Origin of the sequence: Aequorivita flava, from assembly GCF_038742595.1 — a bacterium.
Classification (GTDB): Bacteria; Bacteroidota; Bacteroidia; order Flavobacteriales; family Flavobacteriaceae; genus Aequorivita; species Aequorivita marisscotiae.
In genome coordinates, this window is sequence record NZ_JBANCF010000002.1 from 387197 (window position 1) to 402161 (window position 14965).

At 37.1% G+C, this 14965-nt stretch carries 16 protein-coding genes; 12 read left to right on the top strand and 4 right to left on the bottom strand.

What is annotated here, in order from left to right:
* Positions 1-2: 2 nt before the first annotated feature.
* The 3 genes from VZD24_RS04100 to VZD24_RS04110 form a co-directional block, all read right to left on the bottom strand.
* Entirely contained in the window at positions 3-728 is a 726-nt protein-coding gene (locus VZD24_RS04100; RefSeq protein ID WP_279449651.1) for a metallophosphoesterase family protein, read from the bottom strand.
* A 93-nt stretch (positions 729-821) separates the two neighbouring features.
* Positions 822-1958, bottom strand: coding sequence for an ATP-binding protein (locus tag VZD24_RS04105; RefSeq protein ID WP_342686783.1), 1137 nt, complete (start codon positions 1956-1958; stop codon positions 822-824).
* 95 nt (positions 1959-2053) lie between these two features.
* Complete coding sequence (locus VZD24_RS04110; protein WP_342686782.1) at positions 2054-2806, bottom strand: SDR family NAD(P)-dependent oxidoreductase; 753 nt, start codon at positions 2804-2806, stop codon at positions 2054-2056.
* 246 nt (positions 2807-3052) lie between these two features.
* On the opposite strand from VZD24_RS04110, the gene VZD24_RS04115 reads away from it, so the two are divergent.
* From VZD24_RS04115 to VZD24_RS04150, 8 genes are all read left to right on the top strand, one after another.
* A complete protein-coding gene (locus tag VZD24_RS04115) occupies positions 3053-4057 on the top strand; it encodes an AAA family ATPase (protein WP_279449648.1) in 1005 nt (334 codons plus the stop codon).
* Between the two features lie 101 nt (positions 4058-4158).
* Positions 4159-5022: a DUF58 domain-containing protein gene (locus tag VZD24_RS04120; RefSeq protein ID WP_342686781.1), complete on the top strand. Its 864-nt coding sequence runs from the start codon at positions 4159-4161 to the stop codon at positions 5020-5022.
* Positions 5023-5043: 21 nt separating this feature from the next.
* Positions 5044-6714, top strand: a complete 1671-nt coding sequence (locus tag VZD24_RS04125) for a DUF4381 domain-containing protein (protein ID WP_342686780.1) — start codon at positions 5044-5046, stop codon at positions 6712-6714.
* On the top strand, positions 6704-7708 hold the full coding sequence (locus VZD24_RS04130) for a vWA domain-containing protein (protein WP_279450229.1): 1005 nt from the start codon (positions 6704-6706) through the stop codon (positions 7706-7708). The genes VZD24_RS04125 and VZD24_RS04130 overlap by 11 nt, the downstream gene beginning before the upstream one ends.
* A 2-nt stretch (positions 7709-7710) precedes the next feature.
* Positions 7711-8751 (top strand): VWA domain-containing protein, encoded by a 1041-nt coding sequence (locus VZD24_RS04135; RefSeq protein WP_279449645.1) that lies wholly within the window; start codon positions 7711-7713, stop codon positions 8749-8751.
* 47 nt (positions 8752-8798) lie between these two features.
* Positions 8799-9635, top strand: a complete 837-nt coding sequence (locus VZD24_RS04140; protein WP_342686779.1) for a tetratricopeptide repeat protein — start codon at positions 8799-8801, stop codon at positions 9633-9635.
* Between the two features lie 3 nt (positions 9636-9638).
* Positions 9639-11411 carry a BatD family protein gene (locus VZD24_RS04145; RefSeq protein ID WP_279449643.1) on the top strand — a complete coding sequence of 591 codons (1773 nt, stop codon included), beginning with the start codon at positions 9639-9641 and terminating at the stop codon, positions 11409-11411.
* A gap of 11 nt (positions 11412-11422) precedes the next feature.
* Complete coding sequence (locus VZD24_RS04150; RefSeq protein WP_342686778.1) at positions 11423-12172, top strand: tetratricopeptide repeat protein; 750 nt, start codon at positions 11423-11425, stop codon at positions 12170-12172.
* 5 nt (positions 12173-12177) lie between these two features.
* Here the strand turns inward: VZD24_RS04150 and VZD24_RS04155 are convergent, their stop codons facing one another.
* Entirely contained in the window at positions 12178-12732 is a 555-nt protein-coding gene (locus VZD24_RS04155; protein WP_279449641.1) for a CvpA family protein, read from the bottom strand.
* 208 nt (positions 12733-12940) lie between these two features.
* Here VZD24_RS04155 and VZD24_RS04160 point away from each other — a divergent pair, with 208 nt between their 5' ends.
* The 4 genes from VZD24_RS04160 to VZD24_RS04175 are packed head-to-tail and all read left to right on the top strand — an operon-like array spanning position 12941 to position 14956.
* Positions 12941-13297 carry a hypothetical protein gene (locus VZD24_RS04160; RefSeq protein WP_279449640.1) on the top strand — a complete coding sequence of 119 codons (357 nt, stop codon included), beginning with the start codon at positions 12941-12943 and terminating at the stop codon, positions 13295-13297.
* A gap of 26 nt (positions 13298-13323) precedes the next feature.
* Positions 13324-14343, top strand: coding sequence for a phenylalanine--tRNA ligase subunit alpha (gene pheS / locus VZD24_RS04165; RefSeq protein ID WP_342686777.1), 1020 nt, complete (start codon positions 13324-13326; stop codon positions 14341-14343).
* Between the two features lie 50 nt (positions 14344-14393).
* The gene (locus VZD24_RS04170) at positions 14394-14558 is read left to right on the top strand and encodes a hypothetical protein (RefSeq protein ID WP_279449638.1); all 165 of its coding nucleotides are present in this window, start codon (positions 14394-14396) and stop codon (positions 14556-14558) included.
* 2 nt (positions 14559-14560) lie between these two features.
* A complete protein-coding gene (locus VZD24_RS04175) occupies positions 14561-14956 on the top strand; it encodes a hypothetical protein (RefSeq protein ID WP_342686776.1) in 396 nt (131 codons plus the stop codon).
* Positions 14957-14965: the final 9 nt, after the last annotated feature.

The following is a 14965-nucleotide window of genomic DNA, read 5'->3' on the forward strand; positions in this document are numbered from 1 at the left end:
TATTAATTCCTGCCAAATTCATTGGGATATAACTTAAATACCGGCTCGCTCTGCCAAATTTCTTTAGAATCTACATCGAGCATTGAGAGTTTTCCTCTAAAAGCGGCACCCGTATCTACATTCCAAACATTGGCGAAATTAGCGGGTTTGTCATATCCTACGCGAATGGTGGGTGTATGACCAATAAAAATTTCCTTAAAAAGTTTTAATCGCTTTGGGTATTTATCATCGTTTTCGGAAATAGACGAATCCATTGCGCAGACCATTTCCCAAAGAGTCCGGTCCCAATAAACCATATTTGGATAATACTCGTTTTGAGGCCCGTGCTGATTGGTAAATCCGGCGTGCAAGAAAAGACGGTTTTCAGAATCGATATAATAATTTTGAAGATTTTCTAAAAACCGAAGATGGATATTCTTCTTTGTTTTAGACAATTCTGAATAACTGTTAACGCTACTTTGGCCTCCTTGGCTGAGCCACATTGGATTGTCATCACCTGTACGCAAATAATTTAAAAGCAACTCATCGTGGTTTCCGCGAAGAAAAATACAATCGTACTTTTGCGAAAAGTCTATTAGGTACGAAATAACTTCGGCAGATTGACTCCAACCGTCCACGTAATCGCCCACAAAAATATATTTTGTGTCGGAGGGAAGATTGGCGCGCTCTATTAATTGTTTTAAGGCTCTAAAACCTCCGTGTATGTCTCCTATGACAACCGTTTTCATTTTGAAAATATAAGGAATATCTAAATTGAAATAGTTAATAATTTTATAAATCCGTTGGACTAAAATTTCTACTGAACGAATACATGTTCGCAATCAATTATAACTCACCTTCCGTAAAATCCGCAATGATTCCTTTGAAAGTTGATAGGCTTCCTCATCGTATTCTCTTAAAAATTCCTTGGTTTCCTGCAATTTGTCTTTTGCATCTTCAAAATTGTTGAAATAACAAATTAAATATGTAGATGGAAGATTGCGCAAGTCCCGTTTTTCGGAAGGATTTAAAGGAATATTACTTTTCAACTTTTTTAAAACTGCATTGTTCGCATTATAAATATGATACAGCGTTTTTTTGTTGAATTTTGGCGGGTCAAATATTAACTGGGAATCTATATTATAGGAGCCGTTTTCATAAAAACTGATGGTAACTTCTTCTAACGGATAATATTTAAATTGTTCATTCAGACCTAAGTGTACGTATTCTACGGTTCTAAAATAATCGTCGGTAAATTCAATACTCACTTCATCTAAAGCCGAATAAAACAGTCTAACTTGTTCGTTAATAAGTTCTATATCTACACGCGAATAATAAGTTTTGTCCTTTAGTTTCTTCGGATTTCCTGCCCAGCATACCACAAATTGTTCCTTAAAAACCTTGTAATGGCTTTCCAAATCCTTATGCCGGTGCGTTACAAAATCCATTACACCGTCCAGGGTAAGTTGAATATTGTTTTTTGCAGCGTTTTCAATAGCTCGCACGATTTCAGAATTTACATCCTTTATTTCAATATCGAAATCTTTTGGCATGGAAATACTGCCATCGCGAAGAAAGATAGACCCGCCCCAATACTTCCAAATGTTTTTGCGCAAGGAGGTTATTTTGCCATTCGGTCTAATAGTAACCAACCCAACAACTTTATCTGAAGGCAAATTGGGAAAAGCCACATTTTCATAAATAATCAATGGTGCGTGGGTAAGATAAGCGTTCACCAAATTTTGAATTTTACTATCGTCAAAAAAATCTACGCCCCTTATTTCGTTGGTTTCATCTTCAACGCCAATTACGATAAACGAGTTATTTGCCGGATTGCTATTACTTAGTGCACAAATATGTTTTAAGAATTTTGCTTTTCCTTCTTTAGTGCCGAGATCAATTTTTCGCTTTTTATCATAGAAACTGCTTTCGTCGTTATGGGCGAGCAGGTTTTTGATAAGAAGTCTTTTATTGATCATTTGGTTAAATGTCAGGCCGATCGCAGTCGAGACCTATATTAAATAGAAAAATAGTGCTATTTCGCAAACCCCTCGACTGCGCTCGAGGAGACAATTTAATTTTTATTCACAATAGTAGAAGAAGCCTGGTCGAGACACATAACGGTTAAATCTGCAATATTTACGTACGGTGGCCGGGTTACGGCAAACCAAATAATATCGGCAATATCTTCGGGTTTTAATGGGGTATAACCTTGATAAACTTTTTCGGCTCTTTCCGAATCTCCTTTAAAGCGCACTTCGCTGAATTCCGTTTCTACCAAGCCGGGGTTTATGGCACCTACCTTTATTCCCTTTCCGTTTAAATCTAATCGCATACCTTGGTTTATGGCGTCCACGGCGTGTTTACTGGCGCAATACACATTGCCTTTAGGATAAACTTCCTTTCCGGCGGTACTGCCAATATTTATAATATGGCCCCTTTTCCGTTCTATCATTTTTGGAACAATAGCTTTAGAAACATACAATAAACCCTTCACATTAATATCCAACATAGCATCCCAATCGTCTGTATTGCCATCGTTAATGGAGTCTAGTCCGTGCGCATTGCCCGCATTGTTTATTAAAATATCTATTTCAGAAAAATTCTTTGGAAGCGATTGTACAGCCGAAAAAACTTCTTCTTTATTGCGAATGTCAAATTTTAAAGTGTAAACTTCAGTTGATGCAGAGAGCTCGTCCGAAATTGTTTTTAATCTATCTGCTCTTCTTCCGCAAAGCACTAATCTTACACCATTTTTAGCGAAAAGATTTGCTGTGGCTCTTCCAATTCCAGAAGTTGCGCCAGTTATAAATGCTGTTTTACTCATCTTATTTATCCTGCTATTTATTATTATTGTGCTAAACTTAAACTTTCCTTAAAAGTACTATTTCTGAAATATTTGAAACACCATTTTATTCAATATTAAAAATCTTAACAAATGCCTGCAATTGCTAAGAAAACTTTAAGTTTCCACTTTTTTTAATTTAACCAATTGTTAACAGGCTTTTTAGCAATTAATGCACAATTTGCATCCACTTTTTAAAAAGCATTCTACATTGAATCTAAATACAATATGGAAAATACAAATTCGACCTTTGACATTGGGGCGTTAAACGAAAAAATTGAAAGGGAAAGTGCCTTTGTGGATATCCTTTCAATGGAAATGAACAAAGTAATCGTGGGCCAAAAGCACATGGTGGAGCGGCTTTTAATTGGCCTTTTGGGGCAGGGCCATATTCTTTTGGAAGGGGTTCCCGGCCTAGCAAAAACACTTGCTATTAATACACTTGCCAAAGCAGTTCACGGTACTTTTAGCCGAATTCAGTTTACGCCAGATTTGCTACCTGCAGATGTGGTGGGAACTATGATTTACAATATGAAGGTGAATGATTTCAGCATTAAAAAAGGACCCATCTTCGCAAATTTTGTACTCGCAGACGAAATAAACAGGGCTCCGGCAAAGGTACAATCTGCACTTTTGGAGGCAATGCAGGAAAAACAAGTTACCATAGGCGAAACTACTTTTACCCTCGATAAACCATTTTTGGTAATGGCAACGCAAAACCCAATTGAGCAGGAAGGTACCTACCCATTGCCCGAAGCGCAGGTTGACCGTTTTATGCTCAAAACCGTCATTAAATATCCGCAAATTGCAGAAGAACAATTAATTATTCGCCAAAATTTAAAAGGCGCTTATGAACAAATTAATCCAGTTGCAAGCGTAGAGCAAATACTTAGAGCACAGGCGGCCGTTCGCGAGGTTTATATGGACGAAAAAATTGAGAAATATATACTCGATATAATTTTTGCCACAAGAACACCGGAAAATTTTGGACTTTCAGATTTAAAGCCACTTATTAATTTTGGCGCTTCACCACGAGGAAGCATCAACCTTGCAATTGCTGCTAAATGTTATGCTTTTATACGCCGTCGCGGTTATGTAATTCCTGAAGATATTCGGGCCGTTGTACACGATGTGCTTCGCCACCGAATTGGAATTACCTACGAAGCAGAAGCTGAAAACATTACTTCAGAAGATATAATCAATAAGATTGTAAATGTAATTGAAGTACCTTAAAAAAGTATGCAGTGTTCAGTAGCAGAAGGCAGTAAGCTAATTAACTAAAAGCGATCTGTTTATACTGCCAACTGTAACTGCCAACTGGCTACTACACAGAAATGGATACTAAAGAACTTCTTAAAAAAGTACGGAAAATCGAGATCAAAACACGACGCTTAAGCGATCACGTGTTTGGAGGCGAGTACCACAGTACTTTTAAAGGTCGCGGTATGACTTTTAGCGAAGTGCGCCAATATCAGTTTGGCGATGATGTTCGGAATATAGATTGGAATGTTACCGCACGTTACAATGAACCTTTTGTAAAAGTTTTTGAAGAAGAACGCGAGCTTACGTTAATGCTAATGGTAGATATTAGCGGTTCCGAATTTTTTGGAACACAAGAACAATTTAAAAATGAAATTATTACTGAAATAGCCGCAACCTTGGCATTTTCAGCAATGCAAAATAATGACAAAACAGGATTGATTCTTTTTTCAGATGAAATTGAACTTTACATTCCACCCAAAAAAGGAAAATCGCACGTATTGCGAATTATTCGCGAATTAATTGAATTTAAACCAAAAAGCAACAAAACCGATATCGCCAATGCGCTAAAATTTTTAAGTAGCGTGATGAAAAAGAAGGCTATCGTTTTTGTGCTTTCAGATTTTATAGCAGACAATTATCGAGATACGCTGAAGATTGCCGCAAAAAAACACGATTTAACAGGTATCAGAGTTTACGATAAAGCCGAGGAAAACATTCCAAATCTAGGCATGGTACAGATGGAAGATCAAGAAACTGGTGAGCTTTTATTGGTAAACACTGGCTCCAAAAACGTTCGAAACCAATATTATAGTTATCACCGCGAACGTGTAGATTACTTTTCTGAGGCTTTTACAAAAAGTGGTGCAGGCGCCTTAAGCAGTAGAGTTGATGAAAGTTATGTAAAAAAATTGTTGGGGTATTTTAAGAGAAGATAGATTTTAGAAGTGAGATTTGAGATGTTAGACTTTAAACAAAATAAAAATTTAAAAAACCGAAATTTAAAATTTCAGCGCAATCGCTATTCTCTGTTTTCTATTCTCTTTTTTCTTTTTACTTTCTTCGCAACCGCCCAAGTAACATCATCCGTTGATTCTACAAAAATTAAAATTGGGGAAGAAATTCTTTACACTATAAATGTTCAAATAGATTCCACCGATGTAGTTGTATTTCCTGAAGAGCAAACTTTTGCGCCTTTAGAAATGATTGAATCATATAAAACCGATACAACGTTTGAAGGCACCAAATATAGACTCATAAAAAAATACGGTTTAACGCAATTTGACAGTGGTAATTACACCATTCCGCCGCAACGCATTTTTATAAATAACAATCCATTTTTAACAGATTCCATAAAAGTTGAAGTGGCTGACGTTCCCGTTGATACCACCAAACAGAAAATGTTCGATATAAAACCTGCGGTTGAAGTAAAAGGCCCTCGGTTTGAATGGCTATTGTTGCTGTATTGGCTCGTTCCTATTGTTTTAATTATTGTAATTGCCATTTATTTATTTCAAAGGAAAAAACGAAAAGATGCTGCACAGAAGCAATTGCCGCCTTACGAAGAAGCAATTGTAGCCTTAAAAACGCTAGACAACAGTCAACTTTTAAAAGAAAATAAAAACAAGGAATATTACAGTAATCTCACCATAATCGTAAAGCGATATCTAGATCGAGAAGTGGACGAAGCGGCGCTGGAAAGTACGAGCGACGAACTTATTACCCGGCTAATGATGCATAAAGACGCGGGAAGTTTCGATTTCGATTTAGAAACCATCCGTAAATTAGATTCAATATTTAAACGTGCCGATTTGGTCAAGTTTGCAAAGTTGAATCAAGAATCTGGGCAAGCAGAAGTTGATAGAAAAACCATTGAAGAAATTATTAATGAAACACACGAAGCTGTTCCTGAGCCTACGGAAGAAGAGCTTTTAAAAAATCAAGAATACCTGGAAAAACTGCACAAAAAACGCCAACGCAGAAAATGGATCTTAGGAATTTCTGGAGTTGTTGCAGCAGTAATTTTGGCAGGTACAATTTACGGAGCAGTGACTGGTTTCGATAATTTAAAAGATAAAGTATTAGGAAACCAAATGCGCGAACTTGCCGAAGGCCGATGGGTAAAAAGCGAATACGGAAGTCCCGCCGTAATTTTAGAAACACCCGAAGTGCTAATTAGAGCCGAAGTACCCGTTACAAACGCTTCTAAAAGCACAGTAAGTGGAAGAGACATTTTCACTTTTGGCCAAATGAATTCGCCATTGTACATTATGGTTTCAACAATGCGTTTTAACCAAAAACAAGACATTGCTTTAGATTCGGCTTTAGATGCAGTATTGGACGATTTGGAACAAAGTGGCGCTAAAAATATGATTGTAAAACGCGACGATTTTGAAACCGAAAAAGGAATAAAAGGTTTGAAAGCTTATGGCGAATTCAACGTACAAGTTTCTGACAATAAAGTTTTAAAAGAAAAAAGCACCTATGAATTGTTGCTTTTTGCACAGCAAAACGGTTTGCAGGAGGTTTTGATAGTATATCAAAACGATGGCAAATACGCCGAAGAAATATTAAAAAGAATTGAAGCTTCCATAGAGCTTGAAATTTCAGCAAAAAATGATGGGCAGTAATTTCGAATTTGTAAATCCGCAGTTTTTCTGGTTGTTTCTTATACTTCCAGTGCTCGTGCTATGGTATTTATGGAAACGTAAACAACAAACTGCTTCATTAAAAATTTCGAGTATTCAAGGATTTAAAACCGGTAAAAACTGGTTGGCACAATTAAAACCCATACTTTTTGCACTACGGCTTGTGGCACTTTCGGCATTAATTATTGCCATGGCGCGACCTCGAACAGTAGACGAATCTACAAAAACAAAAACCACTCGCGGAATAGACATTGTAATGTCTATGGACCTCTCGGCGAGTATGCTTGCACGCGATTTAAAACCCAACCGATTGGAGGCTTTAAAAACGGTAGCGGCGCGCTTTATAAACAGCCGCCCCAACGATCGGATTGGTTTGGTTGAATACGCCGGAGAAAGTTACACCCGTACCCCATTAACCAGCGATAAAACCATAGTTCTGTCTTCTTTAAAAAGCATGAGCTATAACACTACAATTGAAGGAGGAACGGCAATTGGCTCCGGTTTGGCAACGGCCGTAAACCGATTAAAAGATAGCCGCGCAAAAAGCAAAGTAATTATACTATTAACCGATGGCGTAAATAATTCTGGCTTTATAGATCCGCGAATTGCAAGCGAATTGGCTGTAGAATTTGGCATAAAAGTTTACACCATTGGTCTGGGAAGCAACGGAATGGCCATGTCGCCAATTGGTATCCGTCCCGACGGTGGATTTCAATACGGAAATGTGCAGGTTGAAATTGACGAAGCCTTGCTAAAAGAAATTGCCCAAAAAACGGGCGGTCAATATTTCCGCGCCACCAATAATACAAAACTGGAAGAGATTTACGAAGAAATAAACAAACTTGAAAAAACAGATATCGAAGAATTCAAATACACAAATTACGACGAAATGTTTCGCCCCTGGGTGATTTTTGGACTGATTTTAATTGGCTTTGAGTTTTTGTTGCGAATAACCATATTTAAAGGATTTTTATAAAAATGTATCAATTAGAACAACCCATATATTTTTACATTCTCTTCGCCATTCCGGTGATAGTGGTGGTTTTTCTATTGCTTTTAGTTTGGAAAAAATCGGTTCAGAAAAAATTTATCGACAAAGAATTACTGAAAAAATTAAGTCCGAATCGATCCATTTTTAAATCTGTTTTAAAGATTTTGGTACTCTGTTTGGCTATTGCCTGTATGAGTTTTGCATTGGTAAACCCAAAAATTGGAACCAAACTCGAAACCGTAAAACGCGAAGGTGTGGACATCGTTTTCGCTTTAGATGTTTCAAAAAGTATGCTTGTTGAGGATATTGCCCCCAACCGATTAGACAAATCAAAACAACTCATTACCCAGATAATAAATAATCTTTCTGGAGATCGCGTTGGTATTATTGGATATGCCGGTAGTGCATTTCCGCAGGTACCTATAACAACAGATTTTGCTGCCGCAAAACTATTTTTAAACGGCATGAATACCAATATGGTTTCATCGCAGGGAACAGCAATTACGGAGGCTATTGAAATGGCCCAGACTTTCTACGATGACGAAAGCCGAACAAACCGCGTTATGTTTTTAGTTTCAGACGGAGAAGATCACGGTGGCAACATTGCCAAAATTGCCGAAGAAGCCGCCGAAAAAGGAATTAGAATATATCCTATTGGTGTTGGAACTGTTGAAGGTGGGCCAATTCCCATTAAAAACAATGGAGTACTGCAATATTACCTTCGCGATAAAAATAACGAACAAGTTATTAGCAGATTAGGTGAAGAAACTCTTAAAGAGATTGCGAAAACCACTAATGGTGAGTATCTTGACGGCGATAATACAAAAGCCGTTGTTGACCGAGTAAAAGCCATTTTGGGCGGCATGGATAAAAAAGAATTTGAAGCAAAACAATTTACCGACTTTAAAGATCAATTTCAATGGTTTTTAGCCGGGGCATTATTTTTGCTAGTATTAGACGTGTTCTTTTTAGAACGACAAACTGCTTGGCTTAAAAAGTTGAATTTGTTTAATGAGAAGGAAAAATAATTAAGATGATGGTTGGAGATAATTCAGTTTTTCAAAATAAAATTAGGGTGCAAATTATATTTATTGTTTGTGCGGCTGCATTTTCTTTAAATTCATTTGCACAACAAACCCAAGCGCAGCAAAAAGAAATAAAGGCTGCGCAGCATTTTATGAGCGAAGCCCAACAAGCGCTTCAGAAAGATAAATTTGCGATTGCCGAAGCAGATTACCGCCAAGCCATTTCCTTAAATCCGAAAAACGAAACAGCAAAATACAATTTGGGAACGGCATATTACGGTAAAGAAAAAAATGCCGAGGCAATGCTCCGATTTAAACAAGCTGCAGCAACCGCAGATAGTAAGGCCGAAAAACACAAGGCTTTCCACAATTTAGGAAATACGTATATGAATGAAAAAAAATATACCGAAGCCGTGGAAAGTTATAAAAATGCACTTCGAAATAATCCCAATGACGATGAAACTCGTTATAATTTAGCGCTGGCAAAGGATATGCTGGAAAAAAACCCGCCGCCACCGCAAGATAAAAACGACGAAAACAAAGATAAAAACGAAGACAAAAAAGATCAGGAAAACAAAGATCAAGAAAATAAGGACAATAAAAATAACGAAGGCGACAAAGGCGACGAAAAAGAAGATAAAGATAAGGGCGACCAGCAAGAAGATAAAAAAGAAGGCGATAACGAAAAAGACCAAGGAAAGCCCGATAAACCAAAAGACGAAGAAGGCGACAAACCGCAACAACAGCAGCCTGTTCCCGGGCAACTTTCGCCTCAACAAGTAAAAAGTCTGTTGGAAGCAATGAACAACGAAGAGAAAAAAACACAGGAAAAAATAAATGCTGAAAAGCAAAAAGGCACAAAAGTGCAATCTGATAAAGATTGGTAGATTATGAAGACGATGAAATTTTTATTTCTTTTAGGGTTTGTGTTGTGTGGCATGGCCGTCACGGCACAAGTTCAGTTTGATGCCAAAGTGAGCAAAAAGAGACTCGGAATTAACGAACGTTTGCGCGTAGATTTTGAAATGAACCAAGACGGCGATAATTTTAGACCGCCAAATTTTAACGGGTTTCGCGTGGTGGGCGGACCAAATCAATCTATTAGCAATTCGTGGATAAATGGTAAACGAAGTTTTTCAAAAACCTATTCTTATTTTTTATCCCCGCAAACTCGTGGAAATATAACCATTGGCCAAGCCACTATTGAAATTGAAGGCGAAACCTATAAAACACTACCCGTTGAAGTTGAAGTTACTGCTGCCGTTGCCGTTCCAAAAGATGGAAATAACGCCGAATATGTAGCCAGTGAAAATGTACATTTGGTGGCAGAAGTGTCTAACGCCAATCCTTTTTTAAATGAAGCCATTACAGTTACTTACAAATTATATGTTTCGCACGATGTAAGTATTACAAGTCAATGGCGTGAAATAGACACCCCAAAATACGCCGATTTTTGGAGCCAAAATATAGACAATCAAAACAATTATAAAGTTTCTGAAGGCAAATACAACGGCGAAGATTACCGCTATGTAATTTTAAGAACCACAGTTCTGTATCCTCAAAAAACTGGCGAGCTAGAAATTGAACCGCTTACGCTAGATGTTCCCATAGACGTTCAAGGCAATCGTCGCGATATTTTTGGCCGTAGATTGATGGAGCGCGTTAATAAAACAATTTCTGCAGGAAAACGTACCATAAACGTAAAACCACTTCCGTTAGATGGTAAACCCGATGGTTTTAATGGGGCGGTTGGCGATTTTTCTTTTAACGTAAATACAAATAAAACTTCACTAAACGCAAACGAATCGCTACAACTAGATATAAAGGTTTCGGGAAAAGGAAATTTAAAATTATTTACCATTCCTTCAATAAAGCTTCCAAATACATTAGAGGTTTACGAACCAGAACACAACGAAAACGTAAGTACCACCGCTGGAGGTATGCAAGGTTCTATCACCGATTCGTACACTATAGTTCCACAATTTAAGGGTACCTACCCTATAAATCCGATTACTTTTTCATATTTCAATCCAAAGACTGAAAAATACCAAACCATTACTTCAAAAGAATTTACCATTGAAGTGGAAAACGGGCCATTATCTGCCTCCGCACCACAGGTTACCACCAATGACGGTAACAAACAAATTGTACTTTCAAAAGATAATTTTAAATACATAAAATTAGAAGCCAATTTAAAATCTATTACTCAACAAAGTTTCTTTAAATCGGCATTGTTTTGGTCTCTTTTGGGCGGACCGTTTTTATTAATTCCATTATTTATTATCGCAGGAAAAAAACGCAGACAACGTTTAAATGATGTTGAAGGAAATAAATTAAGACGTGCAAACAAACTGGCAAAGAAATATCTTTCAGAAGCCAAACGCAATATGCAAAACCCAGTTGCTTTTTACGAAGCCTTAGAACGTGCGCTACATAATTATTTAAAAGCAAAATTGAATATTGAAACGTCGGAAATGGAAAAGAGCCTGATTTCAAATATGTTATTGGAACGTCAGGTTGAAACACCCGTAGTTGACGATTTTATCAGTTTATTAAAAAGTTGCGAATTTGCACGATACGCCTCTACTTCTAAAGCTACAGTGCAACAAGATTACTCAAAAGCGGTAGAAGTAATTTCAAATATTGATAAGCAAATACAGTAAAAATGAAGAAGATGAAAAAGCTGCTGTACCTATTAATTTTACTCGTTTCTTTCTCGAGTATTGCTCAAAACGAAAATCTTTTCGACCAAGGAAAAGATCTATATAAAAATGGAAAATACCAACAAGCCATAAACGCATGGATGCAGATTTTGGACAAGGGCCAACATTCTGCGGAGCTGTATTTCAATATAGGAAATGCCCAGTACAAACTTAACCAAATTGGTCCGAGTGTGTATTATTATGAAAAAGCACTTCAACTTGCTCCCAATGATTCCGACATAAAAAATAATCTCGCCTTTGCCGAAAACGCGCGAATTGATTCAATAGAACCTTTGCCCCAAACCGTTTTTTCGAAATGGTATTCAAGTATTGCAGGAATTTTTACATTTAATGGGTGGGCAATCCTGGCAGTAGTTTTTTCAATCCTTTTTGTGGCTCTGTTTCTTTTTTATTATTTCGCTTATATCGAAAAAAGAAAGCGTTTGCTTTTTGCCAGTTCCATGGTTGCGGGAATATTTTTGGTTGCTTCGTTAACGATGGCATTTTTTACCTATGCCGATTTCACCAATAAACAACCCGCCATAATTTTTGCAAGTGAAATTGAAGTAAAAACCGAACCATCTATGGGGAGCAGCGCCGCATTTACTCTTCACGAAGGCACAAAGGTTCAAATTGCTGCCCAGGATGGCAATTGGTATCGCATTACACTCGCCGACGGCAAAGATGGCTGGATTCCTGCCACAGATTTAAAACAATTGTAAAGCGATTACTCAATACTATCTTTAACCGTTTCATTTTCTAGTGGCGTGTTTATTTCGGGAAGTTCAATATTTAAATCATCCACTTCTTTCATTATTGCAGGAAGAATAGCCGGTGCCATGGCAGCAACGGGAGTGTATAAAATAGAATCGTCTCGTTGCTCGGGCGAAAGTATTCGGTAATCTTCAGATGCATTTACAAACATAAAAACCACGCTTACCAAAAAGGCATATTTTAGCGCATTAAAAACTCCGCCAAAAAGTTTGTTTACAATACCCATCATTGCAAAATCAGCCATCTTTGTTAATAGTCTTCCAAGCAGGGCAAAGAGGAACATAATTAAAAAAAACGTGATTAAAAAAGAGGCTATACTGGTTAAATCTTCACTCCAGTTAAACCATTTTTCAATATAAACACGTACGTAATCTGAAAAAAACATGGCACTATAAACCCCTGCCACCAGACCAATTAACGAAGCTAACGATCTTAAAATTCCCTTTCTGAAACCTAAGAAAAAGGCAATTATTAAAATAATTCCAAGAACGATGTCGATAGTATTCATGTTTTTAAATTTTTGATAAATATACCATTTTCAAAATTCTGAATTAAAAATTGGCGATTTTAAAACAAAACCTTCTAAATTGATTATAAAATCATTTTGCTATCATAATCATTTAAAACAACCTTCGTTTTTGCTATTTCTTTAAATTTTGATATTTGCTATTTGAAATTTTAAACCAGTATCTTTGCAAATTAATTTTTGTATTAAAATGGCACGAGACGAACAATTAAAAATGCAGTGGGAAGCAGTGGTAAAGCTACTTAGCAACCGCTTTGCCGATGGAGATACTCTAGATTTGGACGCTATAATTTATTTGGTTGGTTTGCAGGAATTGGGGCAAGTTCACCGAAAGTTTAAAAAAGACGAAAAATTAAACTTAATGCACATAGCCATCTGCCGCCTTCTTGAACCGTATGGCTATTACAAGTTTGATTATTTTGACGATGAAGGCTGGCCGCATTACATTGTTTTAGAACAATTACCACCATTAAAAGCTGGCGAACAAAGCGTTTTAATGAAAGAGGCTATTGTACAGTATTTTGTTGAAAAGAATGTAATTAACTAAAATATTTTTCCTTAGAAAATTTAGTAATGATAAACACACTAAAAAAACACATAGCCGAAGTACAGGATTTCTCTTCCACCAATAAAGAAGAAATAGAAAACTTCCGCATAAAATATTTGGGCAAAAAAGGAATTTTAAACAACTTTTTCGCCGAGTTTAAAAATGTGCCCAATGCCCAGAAAAAAGAATTTGGGCAAGTTATAAACACGCTTAAAAATGCAGCCCAAAATAAAGTAGATTCGCTAAGGGAAGCTCTCGAAAACAGCACAGAAGTTAAAGGCATTTACGGCGATCTTTCCCGACCGGGTGAAGTTATTCCGTTAGGTGCACGTCATCCTATCTCTATTGTTAAAAACAAAATAATAGATATTTTTTTACGCATTGGTTTTAATGTTTCTGAAGGTCCCGAAATAGAGGACGACTGGCATAACTTCACTGCTTTAAATTTACCGGAATATCACCCCGCCCGCGATATGCAGGACACGTTTTTTGTGCAAACCAATCCGGATGTTTTGCTGCGCACCCATACTTCGTCTGTTCAAGTGCGATATATGGAAAACAACAAACCGCCAATTCGCACAATATCGCCCGGTCGTGTTTACCGAAATGAAGCTATCTCGGCACGTTCGCACTGCTTTTTTCATCAAGTGGAAGGTTTGTACGTTGATAAAGGTGTAAGCTTCGCAGACCTTAAGCAAACGCTGCAATATTTCACTACTGAAATGTTCGGAAAATCTAAAATCCGTCTTCGTCCCTCCTACTTTCCCTTTACTGAGCCCAGCGCCGAAGTTGATGTTTATTGGGGTTTGGAAACCGAAACAGATTATAAAATTACAAAAGGAACCGGCTGGTTAGAAATTGGTGGCTGTGGAATGGTAGATCCCAACGTTCTTAAAAATTGCGGCATTGACCCCGAAGTTTACTCCGGATTTGCTTTTGGCGTAGGCATAGACCGAATAGCAATGCTGTTGCACCAAATTCCAGATATTAGAATGTTCAGCGAAAACGACATTCGCTTTTTAGACCAATTTAAAAGTGTGCTTTAACTAACATTTTTACACATTATAAATTTCGCAAGTATTTAAACCCTCAGTTTATGAAAAAATATTTTATCATCGCGCTCCTTGTAATTGTTGGTTTAACCGTTGCATATTTAACTTTTGTAATTGCGGCAATTAAAATTATAATCGGTTCCATTTTATTGGGAGTTGCAGCAATTGCCCTTTTAGCAGTTTGGATTATGTGGAAAATTGACGATTAGCTATGCAAAAAGATATTGTAATTCCGCAAGCTGAAAACATTTATATAGTTGCCAAAAACGAATGGGATGAATCTATTTCGGCAGCGCTGTGGAACGTGTATTTTATAAACAATCGCGAAGAAAAGGTTGACACCGTTCTGGTACTTTCTCGGGGAAATAACGCAGATAAAAAAACAACAACCTTACGCCGCAACTTAGGTAATGTAGCTCCAAAATCCGCGATTAAAATAGAATTTATCTCAGATGAAGTATTAGCATTCACCAATGAATATTTGGTAACTTTCTTTGCTGAAAATTTACTCTTAGAACGAAAATTCACCTTTGCTCCCAATAGTATTGCTGAAGAAAAAACAGTTCAACTGCCAGTAGTTAATAGCAAGGGAATTATAGCAAAATAAACCTGGGCG

Bases quoted from the DNA above. Each gene is read 5' to 3' on its own strand.
- VZD24_RS04125 (WP_342686780.1), top strand. From the start codon at position 5,044: ATGTTAGACTTTAAACAAAATAAAAATTTAAAAAACCGAAATTTAAAA.
- VZD24_RS04100 (WP_279449651.1), bottom strand. From the start codon at position 728: ATGAAAACGGTTGTCATAGGAGACATACACGGAGGTTTTAGAGCCTTA.
- VZD24_RS04110 (WP_342686782.1), bottom strand. From the start codon at position 2,806: ATGAGTAAAACAGCATTTATAACTGGCGCAACTTCTGGAATTGGAAGA.
- VZD24_RS04155 (WP_279449641.1), bottom strand. From the start codon at position 12,732: ATGAATACTATCGACATCGTTCTTGGAATTATTTTAATAATTGCCTTT.
- VZD24_RS04130 (WP_279450229.1), top strand. From the start codon at position 6,704: ATGGGCAGTAATTTCGAATTTGTAAATCCGCAGTTTTTCTGGTTGTTT.
- VZD24_RS04135 (WP_279449645.1), top strand. From the start codon at position 7,711: ATGTATCAATTAGAACAACCCATATATTTTTACATTCTCTTCGCCATT.
- VZD24_RS04160 (WP_279449640.1), top strand. From the start codon at position 12,941: ATGGCACGAGACGAACAATTAAAAATGCAGTGGGAAGCAGTGGTAAAG.
- pheS (WP_342686777.1), top strand. From the start codon at position 13,324: ATGATAAACACACTAAAAAAACACATAGCCGAAGTACAGGATTTCTCT.
- VZD24_RS04105 (WP_342686783.1), bottom strand. From the start codon at position 1,958: ATGATCAATAAAAGACTTCTTATCAAAAACCTGCTCGCCCATAACGAC.
- VZD24_RS04120 (WP_342686781.1), top strand. From the start codon at position 4,159: ATGGATACTAAAGAACTTCTTAAAAAAGTACGGAAAATCGAGATCAAA.
- VZD24_RS04145 (WP_279449643.1), top strand. From the start codon at position 9,639: ATGAAGACGATGAAATTTTTATTTCTTTTAGGGTTTGTGTTGTGTGGC.
- VZD24_RS04115 (WP_279449648.1), top strand. From the start codon at position 3,053: ATGGAAAATACAAATTCGACCTTTGACATTGGGGCGTTAAACGAAAAA.
- VZD24_RS04170 (WP_279449638.1), top strand. From the start codon at position 14,394: ATGAAAAAATATTTTATCATCGCGCTCCTTGTAATTGTTGGTTTAACC.
- VZD24_RS04175 (WP_342686776.1), top strand. From the start codon at position 14,561: ATGCAAAAAGATATTGTAATTCCGCAAGCTGAAAACATTTATATAGTT.
- VZD24_RS04150 (WP_342686778.1), top strand. From the start codon at position 11,423: ATGAAAAAGCTGCTGTACCTATTAATTTTACTCGTTTCTTTCTCGAGT.